The 22943-nt window shown below is 65.1% G+C and carries 23 protein-coding genes and 1 pseudogene; 12 read left to right on the top strand and 12 right to left on the bottom strand.

Annotated features, from left to right (window positions below):
• Positions 1-257, top strand: a pseudogene (locus tag MKI88_RS19115) (hypothetical protein); the annotation flags it as partial.
• A gap of 679 nt (positions 258-936) precedes the next feature.
• Here MKI88_RS19115 and MKI88_RS19110 read toward each other — a convergent pair.
• Complete coding sequence (locus tag MKI88_RS19110) at positions 937-1428, bottom strand: YybH family protein (protein ID WP_407073387.1); 492 nt, start codon at positions 1426-1428, stop codon at positions 937-939.
• On the bottom strand, positions 1422-1664 hold the full coding sequence (locus MKI88_RS19105; protein WP_241633149.1) for a hypothetical protein: 243 nt from the start codon (positions 1662-1664) through the stop codon (positions 1422-1424). The genes MKI88_RS19110 and MKI88_RS19105 overlap by 7 nt, the downstream gene beginning before the upstream one ends.
• Before the next feature lie 413 nt (positions 1665-2077).
• Here MKI88_RS19105 and MKI88_RS19100 point away from each other — a divergent pair, with 413 nt between their 5' ends.
• From MKI88_RS19100 to MKI88_RS19070, 7 genes are all read left to right on the top strand, one after another.
• Positions 2078-2671 carry an aminodeoxychorismate/anthranilate synthase component II gene (locus MKI88_RS19100; protein ID WP_241633145.1) on the top strand — a complete coding sequence of 198 codons (594 nt, stop codon included), beginning with the start codon at positions 2078-2080 and terminating at the stop codon, positions 2669-2671.
• Entirely contained in the window at positions 2668-3666 is a 999-nt protein-coding gene (gene trpD, locus MKI88_RS19095) for an anthranilate phosphoribosyltransferase (protein WP_241633144.1), read from the top strand. The genes MKI88_RS19100 and trpD overlap by 4 nt, the downstream gene beginning before the upstream one ends.
• Complete coding sequence (gene trpC / locus MKI88_RS19090) at positions 3663-4454, top strand: indole-3-glycerol phosphate synthase TrpC (RefSeq protein WP_241633143.1); 792 nt, start codon at positions 3663-3665, stop codon at positions 4452-4454. Before trpD ends, trpC begins: the two co-directional genes overlap by 4 nt.
• Entirely contained in the window at positions 4451-4918 is a 468-nt protein-coding gene (moaC, locus tag MKI88_RS19085) for a cyclic pyranopterin monophosphate synthase MoaC (RefSeq protein WP_241633142.1), read from the top strand. Before trpC ends, moaC begins: the two co-directional genes overlap by 4 nt.
• A complete protein-coding gene (gene glp / locus MKI88_RS19080) occupies positions 4915-6099 on the top strand; it encodes a gephyrin-like molybdotransferase Glp (RefSeq protein ID WP_241633141.1) in 1185 nt (394 codons plus the stop codon). The genes moaC and glp overlap by 4 nt, the downstream gene beginning before the upstream one ends.
• A 55-nt stretch (positions 6100-6154) precedes the next feature.
• Positions 6155-6826, top strand: coding sequence for a transcriptional repressor LexA (lexA, locus tag MKI88_RS19075; RefSeq protein ID WP_241633140.1), 672 nt, complete (start codon positions 6155-6157; stop codon positions 6824-6826).
• A gap of 64 nt (positions 6827-6890) precedes the next feature.
• A complete protein-coding gene (locus MKI88_RS19070; protein ID WP_241633139.1) occupies positions 6891-7310 on the top strand; it encodes a VOC family protein in 420 nt (139 codons plus the stop codon).
• A gap of 16 nt (positions 7311-7326) precedes the next feature.
• On the opposite strand, the gene MKI88_RS19065 is transcribed toward MKI88_RS19070, so the two are convergent.
• The gene (locus tag MKI88_RS19065) at positions 7327-9384 is read right to left on the bottom strand and encodes a ComEC/Rec2 family competence protein (protein WP_348636280.1); all 2058 of its coding nucleotides are present in this window, start codon (positions 9382-9384) and stop codon (positions 7327-7329) included.
• Between the two features lie 109 nt (positions 9385-9493).
• Between MKI88_RS19065 and gltX the strand changes: the two genes are divergently transcribed.
• Together gltX and MKI88_RS19055 are read left to right on the top strand one after the other, a co-directional pair.
• Positions 9494-10924 (top strand): glutamate--tRNA ligase, encoded by a 1431-nt coding sequence (gene gltX / locus MKI88_RS19060; RefSeq protein ID WP_241633137.1) that lies wholly within the window; start codon positions 9494-9496, stop codon positions 10922-10924.
• 38 nt (positions 10925-10962) lie between these two features.
• Positions 10963-12249, top strand: a complete 1287-nt coding sequence (locus MKI88_RS19055) for a citrate synthase (RefSeq protein ID WP_241633136.1) — start codon at positions 10963-10965, stop codon at positions 12247-12249.
• Here the strand turns inward: MKI88_RS19055 and MKI88_RS19050 are convergent, their stop codons facing one another.
• Together MKI88_RS19050 and MKI88_RS19045 are read right to left on the bottom strand one after the other, a co-directional pair.
• Positions 12250-13596 carry a PAS domain-containing sensor histidine kinase gene (locus tag MKI88_RS19050; RefSeq protein WP_241633148.1) on the bottom strand — a complete coding sequence of 449 codons (1347 nt, stop codon included), beginning with the start codon at positions 13594-13596 and terminating at the stop codon, positions 12250-12252.
• Between the two features lie 5 nt (positions 13597-13601).
• On the bottom strand, positions 13602-14699 hold the full coding sequence (locus MKI88_RS19045; RefSeq protein WP_241633135.1) for a DUF2336 domain-containing protein: 1098 nt from the start codon (positions 14697-14699) through the stop codon (positions 13602-13604).
• A 246-nt stretch (positions 14700-14945) separates the two neighbouring features.
• Here MKI88_RS19045 and MKI88_RS19040 point away from each other — a divergent pair, with 246 nt between their 5' ends.
• On the top strand, positions 14946-15206 hold the full coding sequence (locus MKI88_RS19040; protein ID WP_241633134.1) for a hypothetical protein: 261 nt from the start codon (positions 14946-14948) through the stop codon (positions 15204-15206).
• A 3-nt stretch (positions 15207-15209) separates the two neighbouring features.
• Here the strand turns inward: MKI88_RS19040 and MKI88_RS19035 are convergent, their stop codons facing one another.
• Both MKI88_RS19035 and MKI88_RS19030 read right to left on the bottom strand, forming a co-directional pair.
• Positions 15210-16391 carry a hypothetical protein gene (locus tag MKI88_RS19035; RefSeq protein WP_241633133.1) on the bottom strand — a complete coding sequence of 394 codons (1182 nt, stop codon included), beginning with the start codon at positions 16389-16391 and terminating at the stop codon, positions 15210-15212.
• 69 nt (positions 16392-16460) lie between these two features.
• The gene (locus tag MKI88_RS19030; protein WP_241633132.1) at positions 16461-16760 is read right to left on the bottom strand and encodes an Hpt domain-containing protein; all 300 of its coding nucleotides are present in this window, start codon (positions 16758-16760) and stop codon (positions 16461-16463) included.
• A gap of 82 nt (positions 16761-16842) precedes the next feature.
• Between MKI88_RS19030 and MKI88_RS19025 the strand changes: the two genes are divergently transcribed.
• Entirely contained in the window at positions 16843-19155 is a 2313-nt protein-coding gene (locus tag MKI88_RS19025) for a hypothetical protein (protein ID WP_241633131.1), read from the top strand.
• Positions 19156-19164: 9 nt separating this feature from the next.
• Here the strand turns inward: MKI88_RS19025 and MKI88_RS19020 are convergent, their stop codons facing one another.
• The 5 genes from MKI88_RS19020 to MKI88_RS19000 all read right to left on the bottom strand — a co-directional run bounded on the left by MKI88_RS19020 (position 19165) and on the right by MKI88_RS19000 (position 22840).
• Positions 19165-19314 carry a hypothetical protein gene (locus MKI88_RS19020; protein ID WP_241633130.1) on the bottom strand — a complete coding sequence of 50 codons (150 nt, stop codon included), beginning with the start codon at positions 19312-19314 and terminating at the stop codon, positions 19165-19167.
• A 151-nt stretch (positions 19315-19465) separates the two neighbouring features.
• Positions 19466-19732 carry a DUF1467 family protein gene (locus MKI88_RS19015; RefSeq protein ID WP_241633129.1) on the bottom strand — a complete coding sequence of 89 codons (267 nt, stop codon included), beginning with the start codon at positions 19730-19732 and terminating at the stop codon, positions 19466-19468.
• A 4-nt stretch (positions 19733-19736) separates the two neighbouring features.
• Positions 19737-21317 (bottom strand): ribonuclease J, encoded by a 1581-nt coding sequence (locus MKI88_RS19010; protein WP_241633147.1) that lies wholly within the window; start codon positions 21315-21317, stop codon positions 19737-19739.
• 68 nt (positions 21318-21385) lie between these two features.
• On the bottom strand, positions 21386-22174 hold the full coding sequence (locus MKI88_RS19005; protein ID WP_241633128.1) for a type III pantothenate kinase: 789 nt from the start codon (positions 22172-22174) through the stop codon (positions 21386-21388).
• A 9-nt stretch (positions 22175-22183) separates the two neighbouring features.
• Positions 22184-22840, bottom strand: a complete 657-nt coding sequence (locus tag MKI88_RS19000; RefSeq protein ID WP_241633146.1) for a biotin--[acetyl-CoA-carboxylase] ligase — start codon at positions 22838-22840, stop codon at positions 22184-22186.
• Positions 22841-22943 lie beyond the last annotated feature (103 nt).

Raw genomic sequence — 22943 nt, 5'->3', positions numbered from 1 at the left:
TGATCTACCAGCTCGACGCCTCGCGCACCTACAATCCCTGGCCCGGCCTCGAAAAGATCACCGCGCGCATGCTCTGGATCAACTCCGCCGACGATTTCATCAATCCGCCCGGCTACGGCATCACCGAGGCCGCGACAAAGCGCCTCAAGAACGCCCGCTTCATCCTGATCTCCGCAACCGCCGAGACCAAGGGCCACGGCACCCACACCTGGGCAAAGTTCTGGAAGGATGATCTGGCGAAGCTGATGGCGGAGTAAGACCTTCCAATATCCTCCCTGAAGCACAGCTTCGGGGAGGGGGACCATCGCGCAGCGATGGCGGCGGGTTAGGTCAACGTACCACTTCAATCCTAGTGATTGGCCCGCTCAACGGCGTCACAAACTTTATCAGTGCTCTGACGCTTCGCCCATCGCCGGAAAAACTCTGAGCCGAACCCCGACAAACAATCGGTCGATACTCTACCATCATAGAGTCGCCGTCGCCGTAAACGATGCTGTTATCGTTGATATGCCCAGCGTCTCGGCGAACCGTGAAGCTACATGAGCCATCGAAAAACTCCTTCCGTAGCCATTCCAGCACTTGCGCATGCCCGGTTATCTCGGCTCCGTCCCAACTGATAACAGTTACGTCGCCCGCTAACACAGGTGCGGCATCGTGCAACTGGCCGAAGTCTGTCGCATCTATCAATGTTCGAACTCGAATAGAGGATGGTAAGTCCTCGATCGGAGTTAGTGTTGGCGCAGCGGATGCGGCCGAAGCCGACGCAAGCGCTACCGAAACGGTCAGCAACAATTTAGCTGCTGCCGATGAATTCCCAATGCCTACCATCCACAAATCTCTCTGAACTGTGCATGGGCAAGATCAACTATCTCGGTAAACAAACAATGAGGACGCCTGCCAACATCCGGGTCGGATGCGGACATTTCAATATGTTATCTACCGCCCCACCTCATAAGCCGACACATGATTAAGCGCGATCACCCAGCGCCCGTCCATCTTGCGGAACAGCCGCGTATTGATCCCTTCCATCGGCTTTTCGGGCCGGTCGAGCCGGTAGTGCCCGATCAATTGCGCCACGTCTGGGGCCAATAGCTCGATCCTCATGTCGTAAAAGGTCAGCGTGCCGCGCGTCGCATCCGACGCGCCATAGTTGCGGACATAGTCGTCAAGCGCGCCCTGCCAGCCGTCCTTGATCCGCCCGCCCGAGACGAAGACAACGTCGGGGTTTTTGAACCCCGCCATATAGCCGCGAAAATCGCCGCGGTTCCACGCGGCCTGCATCTCCGCGACGACCTTCAGTATCTCCGCACGCGCCTGCTCGTCCTCGGCGGCGGAGGGCGGATGCGCGGCCGCGGGCATCGCGGAAAGCGGCGCAAGCATCAGGGCGGCGCAGACCGCGCGCACGGCAAGCAGGCGCGCGCTCAGCACACATCCTCTTCGCGAACCACCGGCCGGCTTTCACGCGTCGCGCGCATCCGGCTTTCCTTTCTGTCGGGCTCGCTGGTCAGCACGACATAATCGTCATGCACTTCGAGGAGCACGCCCGCGAAGGGAAATCCCGAAAGTCCGCCTTCCACGCGATAGCTCACGCTGTCGCCCACCTTGAAGGTCGTCGGATCCGTATTGAATTCGAAGGGGCAACTGCCCTCGCCCATACCCTGCATCGCCGTCACTCCCCTCACAATGCGCGCATTCTAGTCACCTGAACCCGAAGTTCGCCACATTGATTTCGTCATCCCGGGCTTGACCCGGGATCCCGCTTGTCTTCAATCCGTCCGTGAAAGGCAGCGGGACCCCGGGTCAAGCCCGGGGTGACGATGATGAAAAGAGCCTTGATTCCAGCATCTCGAAGGCCCCCGGGGCGATGTCGCTCCCGCCGCGCCGCTGTCCTACACGCCCCGTTCCTGTCATTTTCCCGCGGAGCCGACTCGATTCCGAAAGCCACAGGAGCGACAGACATGCGCGTTTGTGAGAAAAGTGCGAAGCTAAGTGAAGTTAAGCGACCACAGCCGCGCTTGGGATGCGCATAGAAGCTAATGCTTTCCCCCGCCGCCTCCAGCCGATAAAGCCCCGCTCCATGATCCTCGTCATCGACAATTACGACAGCTTCACCTGGAACCTCGTCCATTATCTGATGGAACTGGGCGCCGAGGTGGAGGTCGTGCGCAACGACGCGATCTCGGCGGGACAGGCGCTGTCCTCGGGCGCCGAGGCGTTCCTGATCTCGCCCGGTCCCTGCACGCCCAATGAGGCGGGGATTTCGCTCGATCTGGTGGGCGCATGCGCGAAAGCGGGCAAACCGCTGCTCGGCGTCTGCCTCGGCCACCAGTCGATCGGCCAATATTTCGGCGGTCAGGTGATCCGCGCGTCCGAACTGATGCACGGCAAGACCTCTCCCGTCAGCCATGACGGCACCGGGCTGTTCGAGGGCCTGCCCTCGCCCTTCACCGCGACGCGCTATCACTCGCTGATCGTGCCCGAGGAAGGTATGCCCAAGGATCTGGTCGTCAATGCGCGCGCCCCCGACGGCACGGTGATGGGCTTCCGCCACGAAAGCCTGCCGATCCACGGCGTCCAGTTCCACCCCGAAAGCATCGCGACCGAGCACGGCCATGCAATGCTCGCCAATTTCATGCGGCTTGCCGGAATCAAGGTCAAAGAACCGGCATGACGACGCTCGTCCAGCTCCCCGACGCTTCGCGTCCGCTCGAACATGCGGCGGCGCTCGCCGCCTTCGAGGACATGCTCGACGGCAAGGTGACCGATGAGGAGATGCAGCGTTTCCTGACGGTCATGGCCGAACGCGACGAGACCAGTGTCGAAATCGCCGCGGCCGCGCGCGCGATGCGCGCACGCATGATAGCGATCGAGGCTCCCGAAGGCGCGATCGACGTCTGCGGCACGGGCGGCGATGGCAGCCACAGTGTCAACGTCTCGACCGCGGTCGCGATCGTCGTCGCGGCGTGCGGCGTGCCCGTCGCCAAGCATGGCAACCGCGCGGCTTCGAGCAAGGCGGGTTCGTCGGATACACTTGAAGCACTCGGCCTCGATCTCGATCGCGCCTCCGCGACCGCCGAGCGCAGCCTTGCCGATATCGGCATCGCCTTCCTCTTCGCGCAAAAGCACCACCCCGCGCTCGGCCGCCTTGCACCGATCCGCAAGAGCATCGGGCGCCGCACGGTGTTCAACCTCACCGGCCCCATGTGCAATCCCGCGCGCGTCACGCGCCAGCTGATGGGTGTCGCGCGCCCCGATTTCCTGCCCGTGGTCGCGGGTGCGATGGTACTGCTCGGGCTTGAATCGGCGATGCTGGTCGCCGGCGACGAGCCGCTCGACGAGCTTTCGATCGGCGGTCCGAGCACCATCGTCCGGATCGGCGACGGTACGACGAAAACCTTGCGGATCACGCCCGAGGATGTGGGTCTCGAACGCCACCCGCTCGAGGCGCTGCGCGGAGGAGATGCCGCCTATAACGCCGCGGCCCTCCGCGCGATGCTCAAAGGTGCTCCGGGCGCCTATCGCGACGCCGTCCTGCTCAACGCCGCCGCCGCGCTCATGGTCGCGGGCCGCGTCGAAAGCTGGGAGGAAGGCGTGGAGGAAGCCCGTGAGGTGCTCGACAACGGCCTCGCCAACACGCTGCTCGATTGCTGGATTGCGTATAAATGACCGACAAGCTTCAGGAAATCTGTGCCACCAAGCGCGACGAGGTAGCCCGGCGCAAAAGCGTCACGTCGCTCGCCGAACTCGAAGCACGCGCGCGCGAACAGTCCGCACCGCGTGGCTTCCGCGCCGCGCTCGATGCGAAAGCCAGAACCGGCCATGCGCTCATCGCCGAGGTCAAGAAGGCCAGCCCGTCAAAAGGCCTGATCCGCGCCGATTTCGATCCGCCTGCACATGCCGCGGCCTATGAACGCGCGGGCGCGGCGTGTCTTTCGGTGCTGACCGACGAACCCTATTTCCAGGGCGCCGACGCCTATCTCGTCGCGGCGCGCGCGGCGGTCTCGATCCCCGTGCTGCGCAAGGACTTCATGGTCGATCCCTGGCAGGTCGCCGAGGCGCGCGCGCTCGGCGCCGATGCGATCCTGATCATCGCAGCCGCGCTCGACGACGCGCAGATGGCCGAGATCGAAGCCGAGGCGATCCGCTTCGGCATGGACGCGCTGGTGGAGGTGCACGACGCAGCCGAACTCGACCGCGCTCTTAAACTCAAGTCACGCCTTATCGGTGTAAATAATCGAGATCTCAGAGACTTCTCCGTCGACTTTGCGCGGACATATGAACTTGTCGGCCGCGCGCCGCAGGGCTGCACCTTCGTCGCCGAGAGCGGCTTGAGGACCAGCGCCGATCTCGACGCGATGGCCGAACACGGCGTCAAATGCTTCCTCGTCGGCGAGGCGCTGATGCGCGAGCCCGACGTCGAGCAGGCGACGCGAGAACTGCTGGGCGTCGCATGAGCAGGCTCACCCATCTCGACGAGACCGGCGCCGCGCGGATGGTCGATGTGTCGGGCAAGGCCGCGACCGCCCGCGAGGCGACCGCGACCGGCCGCATCACGATGTCGGCCGAGGCTGCGCAGGCGATCCGCGACGGGCTGGTGAAGAAGGGCGATGTCCTTGCGGTCGCACGCATTGCGGGGATCATGGCCGCCAAGAAGACGAGCGATCTGATCCCGCTCTGCCATCCGCTGCCCCTGTCGTCAGTCGAAATCGACCTCGTCCCCGACGACGGCGGCGTCACCGTTACCGCAACCGCGCGTACCACGGGCCCGACAGGTGTCGAGATGGAGGCACTGACCGCCACATCGGTCGCGCTGCTCACGATCTACGACATGGCGAAGGCGCTCGACCGTGGCATGGAAATCGGCGGCGTGCGCCTGATCGCCAAGTCAGGCGGCAAATCGGGCGACTGGCGCGCATGAGCCTCCTCCCCGTCGCCGAGGCGCAGGCGCGACTGTTCGCACTCGCCGAACCGGTGGCGGTTGAAACCGTTCCGCTTGTCGAGGCGGCGGGCCGCTGGGCGGCGGAAGACGTCATCGCGCTGCGCAGCCAGCCTTCGGCCGATCTCTCGGCGATGGACGGTTACGCGATCCGTTTCGCCGATCTGCCGGGGCCATGGCGCGTTATCGGTGAAAGCGCCGCCGGCAAGGGCTTTCCGGGCAGCATCGGCGCGGGCGAGGCGGTTCGCATCTTCACCGGTGCGCCGCTTGCGGACAGCGCCGACACCGTCCTGATCCAGGAAGAGGCCACGCGCGACGGCATACAACTGACACTGTCGGTCGAAGGCCCCGCTGCCCGGGGCCAGCATGTCCGCCGTGCCGGCAGTGATTTCGCGCTGGACGACCGCCTGATCGCTGCAGGCGACCGGCTGACGCCCGCGCGGATCGGCCTTGCGGCGATCGGCGGCCATGGCGCGCTCGCGGTGCGGAGGCGGCTAAAGGTCGCGCTGATCTCCACCGGCGACGAACTCGTACCTCCCGGCGCGCCGATCACGGGCACGCAGCTGCCGTCATCCAACGCGGTGACGCTTGGGGCGCTGCTCGGTGATCTGCCTGTCGACATCATCGAGGGCGGCATCGTTCCCGATCGGCTCGACGCGCTCGCCGCCGCCTTCGACGCCGCACGCCATGCCGATGTGATCGTCACGACCGGCGGCGCTTCGGTCGGCGATCACGACCTCGTCCGGCCCGCGCTCGAAGCCGCGGGTGCGACGCTCGATTTCTGGAAGATCGCGATGAAGCCGGGCAAGCCGCTGATGGCGGGCAGGCTTGACGCCGCCGTTACGCTCGGACTGCCGGGCAATCCGGTTTCCGCCTTCGCGACCGCGATGCTGTTCCTCAGGCCGCTGATCGCAAGGCTCGGCGGGTCCAGTGCGCCGCTCCCCACGGTGCACACCGCAACGCTCGAAACCACGCTGCCGGAAACCGGCGGTCGCGCAGAGTTCCTGCGCGGAATCTGGGCCAGCGGCCGCGTGCGCCCCGCCGCCAGCCAGGACAGCGCTGCGCTCGTCGCGCTGGCCTCTGCCAACGTACTGATCCTGCGGCCGCCGCATGCGCCGGCGGCTCCGGCAGGCGAAATCGTCGAGATCCTGCCGATCACTTGACTTGGAATCTTTTGTTTCCTACACGTTCACCGTTCGTTCCTTTGGAGGTGCGGTGATGCTGACGCGCAAGCAACATGAACTGATCTGTTTCATTAGCGATCGGCTCGCCGAGACGGGCGTTTCGCCTTCGTTCGAGGAAATGAAGGAAGCGCTCGACCTCAAGTCCAAGTCGGGGGTCCACCGGCTGATCAGCGCGCTTGAAGAACGCGGCTTCATTCGCCGCCTGCCCAATCGCGCCCGCGCACTCGAGATACTCAAGCTACCCGAACGCGCCGAGGCGAAGCCCGCGGTAAGAATGCCCGCATCGGCCCCTGCCATCCCCGCGCAAATCCCGATAGCAGCGAACGACGTGCTCGAGATTCCGCTGCACGGCCGGATCGCGGCGGGCATGCCGATCGAAGCGCTCGAAGGCCAGAGCACGCTCTCGGTGCCCGCGGCGCTGCTCGGTTCGGGCGAGCACTATGCGCTCGAGGTTTCAGGCGATTCGATGGTCGAGGCGGGCATTCTCGACGGCGACTATGCGCTCATCCGCCGGACCGACGTGGCGCGCGACGGCGAGATCGTCGTCGCACTGGTCGAGGACAGCGAGGCCACGCTCAAATATTTCCGACGTGAGGGGGCGATGGTCCGGCTCGATCCGGCCAACCGCTCCTATGATCCGCAGCGTTACAGCCCCGACCAGATCCGCATTCAGGGCCGGCTTGCCGGATTGCTGCGGCGCTATTGAGGCACTCGCGCCCCTGAATGCATTTCGAACGTGATGGAGGCATGCGCGGGGTCTGAGGTGATCCATGGCCGTTACGCTCAATCATCTCATCGTCCATTGCCACGACAATGGTGCGACCGCGGCGTTCCTGACACATATTCTGGGGCTAGAAGCGCACCGCAGCCTTGCCCATTTCGCGATCGTGCAGGTTGGGGAGACCTCTCTCGACCTCATCGAAACGACCGAACCGATCACCTCGCGTCATTTCGCGTTCCTCGTGAGCGAACAGGAGTTCGACGCGATATTCGCCCGGATATGCGATGCCGGGCTGCCTTATTGGGCTGACCCATTCCGAAAGGAAGCCGGGCGCATCAACCACTGGGACGACGGACGCGGCGTCTATTTCGACGATCCCGACGGTCATCTCCTCGAAATCATCACGCGCCCCTATGGCAGCGGCGGCTTGCAGGCCGAGCATGTGAACCCGCTGCTGATACGCGACTGAGCGTCCGCCCAAAATTTCATTCACCGGCAGGACGCGGCGGATTGCGCCAGGGATGATCGTCGCCACCCTGCTTCACGGTCACGATTTGCCCGGTGGCGAGCGTGATCGCCATGCCGCCGGTTTGCGCGAACATTGCGCGATCGGCCTTTAGCCAGCGCGGCTGGCAGGCATCGGGAAGGCGACGGTCGCTGACCACGATATCGGCGCCCGCGCAGGCGCTGCGCAGCGCGTCCCAGGGCATGATGTGGCTGCTGCGCGTCGCAAGCAGCCGCCAGCGCCGGGTGCCGCGGACAATCTCGGCGGTACAGGCATCGGCACTGCACCGCGCACCCGGCAGGCTGTCCAGTTCCGAGAGTTCGCCGTCGAATCCCGCACTTTCGGAGAGCGCGCTTCGTATATAGTCTCCCGCGCGTGGCCGCAGCAACGCATAGCCGCCCCGCCCGTCACTCAGCGCAAGATGCCTGCCGTCATTGCTGACCAATATGTCGGGCGGCGAGACCGACAACGCCCAGAGCATGCCACCAAGGACGGGGATGGCGCCAAGGCGCCGAACCCATGTTCGCCAGAGGCATATCCACAGCCCGCCCGAAGCCATCAGTGCGAAGGCGCCCGCGGGCATCACCGGCAACGCGGCGACCGCTCCGGGAGCGCTGGCGACCATGTGCGCGAGGCCGAGAAGCAAGGCGAGCGCCTTGCCGGTCAGCCACCAGAAGGGCGCGCCAAGCCCCGCCAGATCGAACATCAGCGCCATTGCCTCCAGTGGCATGATCACGAAGGTCGTAAGCGGTATCGCAACAATGTTCGCCAGCGCGCCATAAGCGCCAGCCTTGTGAAAATGGAACAGCGCGATCGGCGACAACGCCAGCTCGACAGCCAACCCCGTCAGCAACAAGCCGAGCAGAAGTCGACCGAACCGCATCGCGATCCCTTCCTCGCGCCGCGCGAGCAACGCGCGAACGCGTGGATGCTCATGGAGTGCGACAAGCGCCGTAACCGCCGCAAAGCTCATCTGAAAACTCGGTCCCGCGACCGATTCGGGCCAGCACAGCAGCACGAACAGCGCGCCGGTGGCGATCAGCCGCAGCGTGATCGCCTCACGCCCGAGCGCGATACCGGCAAGAACGATCATTGCGGCGACGCATGAGCGGATTGTCGGAACCTCGGCCCCGGTCAGCAACGTGTATCCGACGCCGGCCATGGCACCTGCACCCGCCGACAACAGCGGCAAGGGCCAGCGGAGCGCGAGCGTCGGGCTCAGTGCGAGCAGCCGCATCACGATCAGCATCGCAGCCGCGACGACCGCGGTGACGTGGAGGCCGCTGATCGAGAGCAGGTGCGCAAGGCCGCTACGCCGCATCGCCTCTGCGTCTTCCTCGGAGATCGCGCCTCGATCGCCCGTTGCCAGCGTCGCCGCAATCGCCCCCTCCGCACCGCCGATCGAATCGCGGACATGCCGGGTCAGGCGCTGCCTGAAATCCGTGCCCAAAGCCGGGGGAGCAGGCGTGACGACCTCGGGTGCGTCAAGCGCCCGGCCGGTTCCGCCGATTCCCTGAAACCAGGCGAGACGCCGGAAATCATAGGCACCGGGCACAGCCGCGTCGGGGGGCGGCATGATCCGGGCACGCAGGGCAATGACAGCGCCGCGTTGGATCGCGGGCGAAGCGTCGGCCTGATCGATGTTCACGCGCACCTTTGGCGGCAGCGCGGGCGCGTCGCGCGGGGCGAGCAGCAGCCGGACTGCCCCGCGCGCGGGGAGGGATTCGACGGCGATTACGTCCGCGCGAAATTGCGTCACAATTGGCCGCTCGAGCACGGGTGCCGAAAGCCTTTCGGCACGCCACCAGATGAGCGCGCAGCCCAATGCCGTCATGACGCCAAACCAGAGCAACGCCCTGCCCAACCGTCGCGAATTCCCGACAGCGCCCCCGGCGGCGGCGCATGCGGCGGCCAGCAGAAGCAGCGTGATCCATCCTGTCCGCCCGGGAATCCAGAACCACAGCGCAACGCCCAGCCCCAGCGCGACCGGAACCCAGAGGGCGAGTTGATCGCGCTCGATCTCCAGCCAGTTTTCCAAGCGCGTCGTAGCGTCAATGCGCCAGCGCCATCGGGCATTTTGCAGCATCGGAAAACCCGTGCTAGGGGCGTGCCCGGTCGTTCTGGCCATCCTGCATATACTGGAGATCATGCGCGTGGGCGCAAGCGTTGAAACTCAACCTGTTGTCACCCGGTTCGCCCCGTCGCCGACCGGCTTCCTCCATATCGGAGGCGCGCGCACCGCGCTGTTCAACTGGCTGTTTGCGCGGCACCATGGCGGCAAATTCCTTCTCCGCATCGAGGATACCGATCGCGCGCGTTCGACCGACGCCGCAATCGAAGCGATTCTCGACGGGATGAAGTGGCTGAACCTCGATTGGGATGGCGATGTCGTCTATCAGTTCGCGCGCGCCGAACGCCACGCCGAGGTCGCCAATGCCATGCTGGCGAGCGGGCATGCCTATCGCTGCTACGCCACGCCCGAGGAACTCGCCGAACTGCGCGAGCAGCAGCGCGCCGCCAAGCAGCCGATGCGCTATGACGGCCGCTGGCGCGACCGCGACGAGTCCGAAGCGCCCGAGGGTGCCCCTTTCGTTATCCGCCTGAAAGCGCCGCGCGAGGGCGAGACGGTCATCGAGGATCGCGTCCAGGGCCGGGTCGTCGTGCAGAACAGCGAACTCGACGACATGATCCTGCTGCGTTCGGACGGCACGCCCACCTATATGCTTGCGGTCGTCGTCGACGATCACGACATGGGGGTGACGCACGTTATCCGCGGCGACGACCATCTGAACAATGCCTTCCGCCAGCTGGGTATCATCAAGGCGATGGGCTGGGCCGAGCCCATCTATGCGCATATCCCGCTGATTCACGGCAGCGACGGCGCCAAGCTGTCCAAGCGCCACGGTGCGCTGGGCGTCGACGCCTATCGCGACGAGATGGGGCTGTTGCCTGAGGCGGTGTCCAACTATCTGCTGCGGCTCGGCTGGGGGCACGGCGATGACGAGATCATCAGCCGCGAGCAGGCTGTCGAGTGGTTCGATCTTGCCGGCGTTGGCCGCTCGCCCTCGCGCTTTGATCTCAAGAAGCTCGAAAATCTGAACGGCCATTATATCCGCGAAGCCGATGATGCGCGACTTGCAGAGCTGGTTGCGCCCCGCATCGAGGCGCTGACCGGGCGCGCGCTCGCTGGCGAATCGCGCGCATTGCTCGCTGCCGCCATGGCTTCGCTCAAGCCACGCGCGAAGAATCTTCACGAGATCGCCGAAGGCGCATTGTTCCTTTTCGAGACGCGCCCGCTCGCGCTCGACGAAAAGGCAGCAACTCTGCTAGAGGGCGACGCGGCGACCCTGCTGGCACAAGCGGGCGCTCTTTTGGAGACGGTGGTCGACTGGTCCGTACCCGCGCTTGAGGCTGCGGTACGGCAGGTGGCTGAGGATGCGGGGATTGGCTTGGGCAAGGTTGCCCAACCCTTGCGGGCTGCGCTCACCGGGCGCTCGACCTCGCCGGGAATATTCGACGTGCTGGTGCTTCTCGGCAAGGAGGAGTCGCTGGCGCGCATCGCGGAGCGGTCGGCCTGAGCCGACCGGGACGGAGCTTGAACAGGAAGGAAGTGAATATGGCCGAAGCACAAGCGAAAATGGCGCTGGGCGACAAGAATCTGGAATTGCCCGTGCTCAGCGGCACGGTGGGTCCCGACGTCATCGATATTCGCAAGCTGTACGGCCAGACGGGCGCCTTTACCTATGATCCCGGGTTCACCTCGACCGCGAGCTGCGAGTCGGGCCTGACCTATATCGACGGCGATCAGGGCATCCTGCTCCACCGCGGCTACCCGATCGACCAGCTCGCCGAACAGTCGAGCTTCATGGAGGTCGCCTATCTGCTGCTGAACGGCGAGCTGCCGACCAAGGCCGAACTCGAAAAGTTCGACAGCACAATCACCCGCCACACCATGCTGCACGAGCAGCTCGCGACCTTCTATCGCGGCTTCCGTCGTGACGCGCACCCGATGGCGATCATGTGCGGCGTCGTCGGCGCGCTCTCAGCCTTCTACCACGATTCGACCGACATCACCGATCCGCACCAGCGCATGGTCGCCAGCCACCGCCTGATCGCGAAGATGCCGACGATCGCCGCGATGGCGTATAAATATTCGGTCGGCCAGCCCTTCCTCTATCCCGACAACTCGCTGAGCTACACGGGCAATTTCCTGCGCATGACCTTCGGCGTTCCGGCCGAAGACTATGTCGTCGATCCCGTCGTCGAAGACGCGATGGACAAGATTTTCATCCTCCACGCCGATCACGAGCAGAACGCGTCGACCTCGACCGTCCGCCTCGCGGGCTCGTCGGGCGCCAATCCCTTCGCCTGCATCGCGGCGGGCATCGCGTGTCTGTGGGGTCCCGCGCATGGCGGCGCCAACGAGGCCGCGCTCAACATGCTGCGCGAGATCGGTACGCCCGACCGCATCCCCGAATATATCGCGCGCGCGAAGAACAAGGACGATCCGTTCCGCCTGATGGGTTTCGGCCACCGCGTGTACAAGAACTACGACCCGCGCGCGAAGGTGATGCAGAAGACCGCGAACGAGGTGCTCGACAAGCTGGGCGTCACCGATCCGATCTTCGACGTCGCACGCGAGCTCGAGCAGATTGCGCTCAGGGACGATTATTTCGTCTCGAAGAAGCTCTATCCCAATGTCGACTTCTATTCGGGCGTCATCCTGTCGGCGATTGGCTTCCCGACCACGATGTTCACGGTGCTCTTCGCACTGGCGCGTACCACGGGCTGGGTCGCGCAGTGGAACGAGATGATTTCGGATCCCGATCAGAAGATCGGCCGTCCGCGCCAGCTCTATACCGGCCCTGCCCAGCGCGACTACGTCCCGCTCGGCAAGCGCTGATCAGGCCGACAGCAATACCAGTGTGAACCGCGCGCCCTGACCGGGCGCGCTGTCCACCGAAACATCGCCTCCCATCGCGCGCGCCAGCCGGCGCGCGATGTAGAGGCCAAGGCCACTGCCGCCGGGCTCGTCCTGATCGATGCGCTCGAACTTTTCAAAAATGCGCTCGTGCTCGGCCGGGTCGATGCCCTTGCCCTGGTCCGCAACGACGATCCGCACGCGACCGTCCTCCTCTTCGCCGCGGATCCACACCATCGATCCCTCGGGCGAGTAACGCACGGCATTGCCGACAAGATTGACCAGTATCTGAAGCACACGGCGAAACTCGCCGCGCGCGATCAGGGGTTCGTCGCTGGCGGGCTTGTCGATGCGAACGCCACGATCTGCCGCGCGAACCGCCAGCAGGCCCGCAGCGCGCCGCGCAATATCGGCGATGTCGATTTCGTCCATGGCAGGCTCGAAGTCGGGACGCTCGATCGCCTGGAGATCTACCAGATCGTCGACCAGCGCGAGCAGGTGCCGGCCGGCGGTCGCGATGTCGCTGGCATAGTCCGCATAATCGCGGCGCAACGGCCCATCGGTCTGCGCGCGGATGCTTTCGGCGTTGGCGATGATGCGGCCAAGCGGCGCACGCAGGGCCTTGTCGAGGCGCTCGCCAAAGGCATCGGGCACGCCGACCACCTCATCGTCATGCGCAAGCCGTGCGGGGACATTCATCCAGCTCGCACTCCCGCGAAAGCCGCGAAAGCGCCCGACGCCGTCGAGCAGCGGGACCGCCGACAGCCTCACGCGGCCGGAAATATCGCGCATCTCGGCAATCTGGTCCTCGAAACGCGTCTTGGCGGCGAGCGCTTCGAGCAATGGCAGATTGCCCTGATCTGTCTCGACCAGCTTGAGCAGCTTGGTGAGCGGCTGGCCAATGACCGCGCTCGCGGCGCCGCCGATCGCGGCTTCGGCGGACGCGGACAAGGCCACGATCCGGAGATTTTCGTCGGCCTCCCAGAGCCAGTCCGCACTGGCGCGCAGAAAATCGGTTTCGCGGTCGATCTCGGCTGCCTCGTCGGGCGCATGCGCGGCACGACGGCTCCATCCACCAACGGTCAGCCGCACTTCGTTGCCCTCCGGCTGCGCTCGCACCCAGAGATCGACGTCGCTTTCGCCGTCGGCCGCGATGATCGCGCGCGAGATCAGGATACCGAGGCGCTGCGCAAGCCGCGCGAGCGTCGCGATCTGCGGCACCGCGAGCGCGCCACCATCTTCGCCGCCCGCGCGCAGATGGAGGTCGCGCAGCGGCGGATCGGCTTCGACGAGCCTGCCCTGCCGATCGACCCGGCCATGCGCGGTCAGCGCGGTCACGCTGCCCACCCGCTGCCGCGCTCGGCAAGACGCGTCGCGAGCGCCGCAATGGCGTTGCGATAGCCGATGTCGATCTGCCAGGGCCGGATAGCATCCATGGCCTGCGCGGGGGCAAGGGTATCATAGGCATTCATCGCGTCGGAGAATCCCGCATCGCCCGGTCCCATCGCAAGCAAAATCGCAGCTGCCGTCTCGCGCTCGACGTCGAGCGCCTTCATCAACAGGATCAGTCGATCGCCATAAGGCGGCAGGATCATGTCGCGCGCGGCGTCGAAATCGAGCCCTGCGCGTGACGCGAGAATCGCGATCAGCAGCGCAAGCCGCCCCTCCACGCATGCCGCGCGCAGCACCTGATCGTCGAGCCAGCCGCGTTCGCCAAGCAACCGGGCGAGATGCATCGCCGACGATTCGAGCGTTTCGCCTTCGTCATGCGCCGCCAGCATGGTCGAGGCCACGTCCATCAACGCCGTATCGACCTGCATCGGATCGGCGCCGTGAAGCCGGGTCATATAATCGCGCAGCGCAGCGGCGATCCACCAGACCATCCGATAGTGAAGATCGGCGGGCAGATCGGAACGCGGAAGCGTCTCGTCGTCAAAGACATAATATCGGCGGCTCTCGGCAATCAGCAGCGACATGGCAGCGGCCGAAAGCGCAGGATCGGCATCGGCGAGCAGCGCTTCGATCAGCGTACTCACTTCGCCATTGGCGGCGGCGTTGCGGCGCAGATCATCCGCCACGCGCTGTTCCTCGACGCGCGCGAGCAACAGCGAGACGAGTTCGATATCATGGAGTGCACGCGCGCGTTCGAGCACGGGCATCGCGATCGCGACGCGCGCGCTCCCCAGTGCTGCGATCAACTCGGGCGAGAAACGCCCGGCATGTTCGGACACAAGCCGTTGACGAACATCGCTTTCCACGGCGGCGACGAGGCGCGCGATGAAACGGCGCACGGTGACGCGCTGGTAATCGCTGAGCCGCATCGCATCGGGCAGGAACAGATCGACGAGCGACGCCAGCCGCCGGCGATTGCCATGCGCCGCGCGCGCCGCTTCGGCCAGCAGCCGTTCGGCGCCGATCGGCTCGTGCGCCATTCTGTCACCGTCCTCCGCGAACATGGCATCCGCGATACGCGACTATAGTTAAATTGCTCTTAGCGCCGTTTCGCCCGGTTTTGCGAGCGTCTGGACGTTCGTCCGCACGTCGACCGCAAACGACCGTTTGTCGAAACACCCTCGGGACGGTCGTATTACTGTATTATGCGAATGATACGCCTCGCGGAAACGGGGTGAGTACCGAGCGTAGCCCGGTGAGCCAACGATACTCGAAGGGAATCACTGATGAACAATTCCATTGCATTCATTCGCGCCGCCATCATTGGCGCATCTGTCGCCGCAGCGTCCGTCCCCGCCCTTGCCGCCGAACCCAAGGATGCCGAAAAGGCGCAGCTGACGCTCGACGCCAAGACGGGCAAATATTGCTACAAGGCGTCACTAACGGGATCGCGGATGCAGAGAAGCATCTGCCGTACGCCCGATCAGTGGGCGAAGGAAGGCGTCAAGGTGCCAGGGAGCGCTGGAAGCGAACTCGCGAAGAAATAGCGCTCAACTCTTCCCCGCAACGGGAATGCCCCCTTCCCGGAGACGACGGGCGAGCATGCGCTGGCCGAAGAGTAGCGCGCCGAAAGCGGCAAATGCGGTCGCAGCAAGCCCGCCCGTCGAATATCCGAAAAAGGCGAAGGGCAGATAGAGACCGGCAAGCGCGGGCGCATTCATATAAGAGCGCCCGATCAGCCGGTCCTGTCCCGACACCGCTCCCATCAGCGCAATCGTGGTCAGCGCCAGCGCCCACACGCCCCAGCCTGCGCCGTCCTTTGCCAGCCGCCACGCAAGAATGCCGGCAGCGAGCGCGAACACGATATCGCGGCCCATTCGCCAGAGCCGGTTCCACTTGGCCGCGCGCAAGGCCACCCCGTCCATTCGCCGGGGAATCGCGGCGATGGGGCCGGAAAGCGCGAGCGCCAAAGTGCCCGAGGCTATCCAGCCACTGGCAAAGGCAGGCAATGCCAGCGTCGCCATCACGATTGATCCGGTACGCAGCCACAAGGGCTTGATATTGCGACCGAGCAGGAATGCGGTGATCGCCTCGGAAAGCGAACCGGGCAGAAAATCATTGCCCTTGCCGCTCAGCAGCAGCGTTTCGGCCTGGCGCCCCTCGTCGGCGCGATCGACGAGCCAGACCGATCCGGCGCCCGCTTCGACGCGCCGCGCCTCGGCCTGGACGACGCGGCGCAGCAGCGTCGACTGAAGATCCCAGTCACCCAGCATCGCGGCGGTGCGGCGCAGCGTGGCGCCGTCGACCAGAGCTATGCCCGCCCAGCGCGCACCTGCGTCGATCCGCTCGAAGCGCAGCGTTTCTGCGGCATCGGGCACGGTGAAGATGCTGGGTGCATTGGCCTTGCCCGCCTTGTCGATCATTTCCTGGCGCGCGATGATGCCGTCGCCGATCAGCAGAAGCCTTTCCTCGGGATGGATGCGATCGGCGGCGTCGGCGACGCTGCGCGCAAGTTCGACCGCGATGCCATCGCGACGCAGCCGGTCGACCGCACCGACAAGCGCAGAGGGCAAGCGTTCGACGAGCACCACGACGTGCCGCGCCCCGGCGGCGGCCGCCTGGCGAACCTGATATTCGATCAGCGTCTGGCCCAGAAAGGGCAACGCCGCACGCAGACCGCGATTGTCATCCTCGCGTTCAGAACAGCCAATGATCAGACTGGCGAGCGCCACTTACGTCCCTCAACCCCCAAAAATCCATGAAGGTCGATAGGCTTTCCGTGAGGCGGTGCAAAGGGGGGTTCAGCAGTCGAAAGACGCGATCGCGGCGTCTATGCGACGGAATATTGCGGGATCGCCCGGCACCGAATGCGACGCCTGTTCCGCGGCGTCCATCAGGCGCACCGCGCCGAAGCTCGCCGCTATGCCTTTCAAACGCCATGCCGCCGCGCGCCAGTTGGCGTCGCAGCGCGCGCGCGACAACAGATCGCGCTGCCGTTCGGCGCTTTCGAGAAAGGCGCGACGCAGCTCGGCGATCAGCGACGGATCGTTGCCGACCGCGGCTGCAAGCGCGGTATCCAGTGCCCCGGGATCATATGCCATCCCGTGCGATATATCCGACGAGCATTAAGGAGGAGTTTCCACGGCATGTTCCTTGGCGGCAAATTCATGATAAACATGCACCATGACAGGGGGATCACGGATCATCGACATCCGGCGCAGAGCGACGGGAACCGCGGCTGAAGATGGGGGCAGCGAGCTGCCGCCGGAGGTCGAGGCTGAGGCAGCGGCTTACGAGCTCGCCTATTATGCCGAGGACGAACCCGATTTGTCCCCGGCACGCGACCGCGCGGTCGCCGCATTCTGCCTCACACTCGCGCTGGGCTGGTCGGGGTTCACGCTCTGGACTTTCTGGAACACGCTGGGCGGCCGCATGCCGGCCCCCGCCGACATCGCCGCGCTGGTCGGAAGCCTCAGCGCGCCGCTCGCGCTTATCGGCGTCGTCTATCTGCTGCTGATGCGCACGAGCCGGCGCGAGGCACGGCGCTTCGCGGCCACCGCCTCCACGATCCGCTCCGAATCGCAATGGCTCGAATCGGTGCTGCGCACGGTCACGCAGCGTATCGACGAGAATCGCGAACTGCTCTCGCATCAGTCGCAGCAGCTCATGGGCATCGGCGAAGAAGCTGCGGGGCGGATGAAGGTCGTGAGCGATGCCATGCACGGAGAGGTCGAATCGCTCGGCCGCCAGGCCAACGCGCTCAAGACTGCGGCAACCGCTGCGCGTGCCGACATGACCGTGTTGCTCGCCGATCTTCCCAAGGCGCAGGTGCAGACGCGGCGTATGGCAGAAGATCTGCGCGAGGCAGGGCTGAAGGCGCACGAAAATGCGGGGGCGCTCGAGGCGCAGCTTTCATCGCTCACCGTCCGTGGTCGCGAAGCCGACGAGATTGCCGGCGGCGCAGCGCAACGACTCGCAGCGCATCTTGCGCGCATGGAAAGCACCAGCGATGCCGCTGGTGCACGGCTGGAGGCGGCTGCCGGCCAGATGACCGAGGCGGTCGACGCGGCGCTGTCGCGTGCTGCCGATGCGGTCGACGAAGCGCGCAAGGGGATGGAAGCGCAGGGCGCCGCGATGATGGCCATGGTCGAACAGGCGCAGGCAGCGCTGGGCCAGACCGGCGATGAAGCCACGCGCACGCTCACCGCACGCGTTTCCGACATCAACACCCGAATCGAGCAGCTCGGCCAGTTGCTCGCAACGCACGAAGCCGTATCGCGCGAGATGGTCACCACGCTGCAGACCGCGTTTGCGGACGCCGAGCAGCGACTCGTCAGCCTCGACGAGACGGGAAGCGAACGCACGGGCCGGCTTTCGGACGCGATCAGCAATCTCCAGGGTCATGCAGAACGGATGACCGAGGTGCTGCGCCGTGGCGGCTCGGTCGCCGACACGCTGATCCAGAAATCCGAGTCGCTGCTGACAGCGCTCGACGCCAATGCGCGCGAGCTCGACGAAACGCTTCCGGGCGCACTCGATCGGCTCGACACCAAGGTCAGCGCGAGCAAGACCTTGCTGTCCTCGGTCGTGCCCGAGGCCGAGAAACTCGAGATGACGACGCTCAGCGCCTATAACCGGCTGACCGAGGCGGAGGCCGTGCTCGTCAAACAGCGCAAGGCGATCGACAAGCTTGTCGCCGATATGGATCGCCAGATCACCGACAGGCAGAAATCGGTCGAGGAGCTCGGCAAGGCGATCGGGCTCGCGGGCGACGAAGCGACTCGCTTTGCCGAAACGGCCGCGCCGCAACTCGTCGAATCGCTAGTCCGCGTCCGCGAGACCGCGGTCCAGGCGTCCGAGCGCGCCAAGGAAACGCTCGCCTCCATCGTACCGGAGACCAGCGCAGCGCTTGGCCGTGCGAGCGAGGAGGCCATGCGCGAGACGATTACCGCGAAGGTCGAGGCGCAGATGGCCGAGATTGCGGCCGCCGCCGCGCGCGCGGTCGAAACCGCCAACAAGGCATCCGAACGGTTGATGAGCCAGATGCTCACGATTGCCGATACCACTTCGAATGTGGAGGCGCGGATCGAACAGGCGCGCACCGAGATCGAGGAAGCCAATCGCGATACGCTCTCGCGCAAGGTCGCGCTGCTGATCGAGTCGCTCAATTCCACCTCGATCGACGTTGCAAAGATCCTGTCGAACGACGTCACCGACACCGCCTGGGCGGCCTATCTCAAGGGCGATCGGGGCGTCTTCACGCGCCGTGCTGTCAGGTTGCTCGACGCCGGAGAGGTCCGGGAGATCGCGCGTCACTATGACGAGGACGCCGAATTCCGTGAGCAGGTGAACCGCTATATTCACGATTTCGAGGCGATGCTGCGTCACATTCTGTCGACGCGGGACGGATCGCCGCTCGGCGTGACGATCCTGTCGTCGGATATGGGCAAGCTCTATGTTGCGCTGGCGCAGGCAATCGAGCGCCTGAGAAACTGAAACCCGCCCTCAGGCGCCCGCTGCATGGGCCGTCCCGTTCGTCAGCGGGCGTGCCGCGTCGGCATCCTGCGAGAACAGCGGGGCACCGAGCAGCACGGACGCGGTGCCGACAAAACCCATGACGGCGCGACCGACCGACGACTGCGTGAATTTAGCCATTCTTCCCATCGCTCATTCCTTCGCTTGCTGGCTGGATTCGCCGGCAAGGCGGCTATGACAGTCCGTTGAGGGAATGAGCGTGGTACTGACCGTTGAAAATGCGCGCGGGACAAGAACGGCCATTCCAACGACCGAATCCGCCTTGCGCTAATCAGTTGGTACGAAACAGGTCGAACGCCTCTGCGCCTACCCAGCCATTGACATAGTTAGCGTAGAACAGCGCGAAGAACGCCATCGACAGCGCGGTGGTCCACAGCGCCACGCGACCCGGGCGAAAATTGGCGGGCGCGCTGTCGGCCTGACCCGGCGTCTTGGGCACACCCGCCTCATCATGCGTCTTCACGCCGAAGGGCAGCACGACAAAGGCGCACATCACCCAGAACAGCAGGTAGATGGCAAGCGCCGAGGTCCATTTCATGAAATCACACCCTCACAATCATGACGTCGACGACGGGCTTCTTGCCCGTCCAGTGGGTCGCGCGGCGGCGGACCGCAAGGCGCAGCGCCTCGCGTAGCGAATCCTCGTCGCGCGCGCCCTTCAACACCGCCTGCCCGGCAGCGGCGCGGGCATCTTCGAGGAACGCCTCGCGATCCTCCTCGACGGGGATGCCATTCAGGCGAATCTGGGGCGCTCCGACCAGGGCACTGTTGCGATCGAGTGCGACCGCCAGCGAGATCTGGCCGTGGAGCGAGAGCTTGCGGCGCTCGTTCATGGTAGTGCCGTCGGCGGGCAGGATGACGTCGCCGTCGAGTACGAGCCGCCCGACGCGTTCATGGCCGAGCTTCAGCGGGCCGTTGGGCGCAAGCCGCACCAGTTCGCCATTCTGCTGGACAACGGCCTTCTTCACGCCCTGGGAAAGCCCGAAGCGTGCCTGCTCGACCATGTGGCGCATCTCGCCATGCACCGGAACGAGGATCTCCGGACGGATCCAGTGATACATCGACGCAAGCTCGGGGCGGCCGGGATGCCCCGAAACATGGACGTGGGCCTGACGATCGGTGATCATCTCCACGCCCGCCGCGGCGAGCATGTTCTGGATACGGCCGATCGCGATCTCGTTGCCCGGGATCTGCTTTGAGGAGAAGACGACGAGATCGCCTGCATCGAGCTTGATCGGGTGCGTGCCCTCGGCGACGCGGCCGAGCGCGGCGCGGGGTTCGCCCTGCCCGCCAGTCGCGACGATCATCACGTCGCGCCGCGGAAGCCCCATTGCGGTGTCGAAATCGACGACCTCGGGGAAATCCTTGAGATATCCCGTCGCCTTTGCGACGCGCAGGATCCGGTCGAGCGAACGGCCCGCGACGCAGAGCGTGCGCCCGGTATCCTTCGCAACCTGCCCCAATGTACGAAGTCGCGCCGCGTTGGAGGCGAAGGTGGTGACGAGCACCCTGCCCTTCGCCCCGCCGATCACCTCGTCGAGCCCGGCGCGTACCGCACCTTCGGAGCCCGAGGCTTCGGGATTGAAGACATTGGTCGAATCGCAGACCAGCGCCAGCACGCCCGCGTCACCGATCTCGGTCAGTTCCTCGGGCGTCGAGGGAGCGCCGAGCTGTGGCGCATCGTCGAGCTTCCAGTCGCCGGTGTGGAAGATACGACCATAGGGCGTGTCGATCAGGACGGCATTGCCCTCGGGAATCGAGTGCGCAAGCGGGACGTAGCGGAAGCCGAAGGGTCCGAGCGCGAAGCTACCCTCATTGTCGACGATGTTGAGCTCGACGCGATCGGCGATCCCCTCCTCGTCGAGCTTGCCCTGGATGAGCCCCGCAGTGAACGGCGTGGCATAAAGCGGCACACCGAGATCGGCGGCGAGATAGGGCAGCGCGCCGATATGATCCTCATGGCCGTGCGTCAGGACAATACCGAGCAGATCCTCGGCACGCTCCTCGATAAAGCTGAGGTCGGGCAGGATCAGCTCAACACCCGGGTAGTTGGGATCCGCGAAGGTGAGGCCGCAATCGACCATCACCCATTTGCCCTGCGTGCCGTAGAGATTGACGTTCATGCCGATCTCCCCCGACCCGCCAAGGGCGAGGAAAAGGAGTTCGTTGCCGGGTTTGGTCACTTGGTTCGTTATCCAGTCTTTGCCTTGGTGCGCTCATGGAGCATCGCGAGCCCGCGGATCGTCAGATCGGGCTCGATCGCATCGAATACATTGCTGTGCTTCTCGAACAGCGTCGCGAGACCGCCTGTAGCAAGAACCTTCACGGGACGTCCAATCTCTGCCTTCATCCGCGCGACGAGGCCTTCCATCATCGCCACATAGCCCCAGAAGATGCCGATGTGCATCTGGTCCTCGGTGGTGCGGCCGATCACGCTGTTGTTGCCGGTCGGAGCCTCGATCGCGATGCGCGGCAGCTTGGCCGCGGCGGCGACGAGCGAATCGAGCGAAAGGTTGATGCCCGGCGCGATGATCCCGCCTTTATAGGCGCCCGTATAGTCGATCACGTCAAAGGTCGTAGCGGTGCCGAAGTCGATGACGATGAGGTCACCCTTGTGCCCGGCATGCGCGGCGATCACGTTCAGAACGCGGTCGGCGCCCACGGTCTTGGGCTCCACGACATCAAGCGTGACGCCCCATTCTGCGGTCGCTTGCCCGGCGACGAGTGGCGTCACCTTGAAATATTTCTCCGACAGCACCGACAGATTGTGGAGCGCGCGTGGAACGACGGTACCAATGATCACGCCACTGATATCGTCGAGCCCATAGCCTTCCAGATCGAGCAGCTGACGCAGCCAGACGGCATATTCGTCGGCCGTGCGCCGCGGATCGGTGGCAATCCTCCAGCGCGCGCGGATCTCCAGATCCTTGACCAGCGCAAAGACGATATTGGTGTTTCCGGCATCAATGGCGAGCAGCATGATGAACCTTCAGATCAAGAACACATCGCCCGCGTGAATGACACGCGTCGACCCATCCGCCAAGCGCAGGATAAGCGCACCGTCGGCGTCGAGGCCATCGAACAGCCCCTCGATCGCGCTGCCGTCAGGGAGGTTTGCGACGAGCGCGGTTCCCTTCGGATGCGCCCATTCGAGCCATTTCTCACGCAGCGGGGCGAGCCCCTCCCCGCGCCAGCGCGAAAGCCAGCGTTCGAAGGCTGTGGCAAGTTCCTCAAGGAACAGCGCGGGATCCGGTGCGCCATAAAGCGCAAGGCTGGTCGTGACGCGGCCTGGCACCTCGGGACGATGCGCGAGGTTGACGCCGATCCCGACCACCACCGCATCGCCCGTCCGCTCGAGCAATATCCCCGACATTTTCGCGCCATCGAGCAGCAGGTCATTGGGCCATTTGAGCGAGAGCGGCTCGCGCCCCGTCCACGCCGCCGTGACTTCGGCCAGCGCCACCGCAGCGACGAGCGCAAGCGTCGCCGCGGCGGGATCGGTCGGCCGCAGCCGCACGATCGTGCTCGCATAGAGGTTACCGCGCGGCGAAACCCAATCGCGCCCCTGCCGGCCGCGGCCCGCCGTCTGCGTCACCGCGCGGAGCCAGAGGCCTTCGGACTCGCCTGCAGCGGCAAGCCCGAGCATGTCGGCATTGGTCGAGGCGGTCGCCTCTACGGTACGGATGATCGTCAGAAGAGCGCTCTCGCGGCGTTCATCGTTGCCACGCCCAGCGCCGGGATCAGGAAAT

Origin of the sequence: Sphingomonas sp. LaA6.9, from assembly GCF_022601895.1 — a bacterium.
In the GTDB taxonomy this organism is placed as follows: Bacteria; Pseudomonadota; Alphaproteobacteria; order Sphingomonadales; family Sphingomonadaceae; genus Sphingobium_A.
The sequence above is the reverse complement of the archived record's forward strand: the minus strand, read 5'-3'. Positions and strand labels throughout refer to the sequence as shown.

Coding starts and splice junctions, on each gene's coding strand:
- MKI88_RS19105 (WP_241633149.1), bottom strand. CDS start 1,664: ATGCAGGGTATGGGCGAGGGCAGTTGCCCCTTCGAATTCAATACGGAT.
- MKI88_RS19100 (WP_241633145.1), top strand. CDS start 2,078: ATGATCCTCGTCATCGACAATTACGACAGCTTCACCTGGAACCTCGTC.
- trpD (WP_241633144.1), top strand. CDS start 2,668: ATGACGACGCTCGTCCAGCTCCCCGACGCTTCGCGTCCGCTCGAACAT.
- trpC (WP_241633143.1), top strand. CDS start 3,663: ATGACCGACAAGCTTCAGGAAATCTGTGCCACCAAGCGCGACGAGGTA.
- moaC (WP_241633142.1), top strand. CDS start 4,451: ATGAGCAGGCTCACCCATCTCGACGAGACCGGCGCCGCGCGGATGGTC.
- glp (WP_241633141.1), top strand. CDS start 4,915: ATGAGCCTCCTCCCCGTCGCCGAGGCGCAGGCGCGACTGTTCGCACTC.
- lexA (WP_241633140.1), top strand. CDS start 6,155: ATGCTGACGCGCAAGCAACATGAACTGATCTGTTTCATTAGCGATCGG.
- MKI88_RS19070 (WP_241633139.1), top strand. CDS start 6,891: ATGGCCGTTACGCTCAATCATCTCATCGTCCATTGCCACGACAATGGT.
- gltX (WP_241633137.1), top strand. CDS start 9,494: ATGCGCGTGGGCGCAAGCGTTGAAACTCAACCTGTTGTCACCCGGTTC.
- MKI88_RS19055 (WP_241633136.1), top strand. CDS start 10,963: ATGGCCGAAGCACAAGCGAAAATGGCGCTGGGCGACAAGAATCTGGAA.
- MKI88_RS19045 (WP_241633135.1), bottom strand. CDS start 14,699: ATGGCGCACGAGCCGATCGGCGCCGAACGGCTGCTGGCCGAAGCGGCG.
- MKI88_RS19040 (WP_241633134.1), top strand. CDS start 14,946: ATGAACAATTCCATTGCATTCATTCGCGCCGCCATCATTGGCGCATCT.
- MKI88_RS19030 (WP_241633132.1), bottom strand. CDS start 16,760: ATGGCATATGATCCCGGGGCACTGGATACCGCGCTTGCAGCCGCGGTC.
- MKI88_RS19025 (WP_241633131.1), top strand. CDS start 16,843: ATGACAGGGGGATCACGGATCATCGACATCCGGCGCAGAGCGACGGGA.
- MKI88_RS19020 (WP_241633130.1), bottom strand. CDS start 19,314: ATGGCTAAATTCACGCAGTCGTCGGTCGGTCGCGCCGTCATGGGTTTT.
- MKI88_RS19015 (WP_241633129.1), bottom strand. CDS start 19,732: ATGAAATGGACCTCGGCGCTTGCCATCTACCTGCTGTTCTGGGTGATG.
- MKI88_RS19010 (WP_241633147.1), bottom strand. CDS start 21,317: ATGAACGTCAATCTCTACGGCACGCAGGGCAAATGGGTGATGGTCGAT.
- MKI88_RS19005 (WP_241633128.1), bottom strand. CDS start 22,174: ATGCTGCTCGCCATTGATGCCGGAAACACCAATATCGTCTTTGCGCTG.
- MKI88_RS19000 (WP_241633146.1), bottom strand. CDS start 22,840: ATGCTCGGGCTTGCCGCTGCAGGCGAGTCCGAAGGCCTCTGGCTCCGC.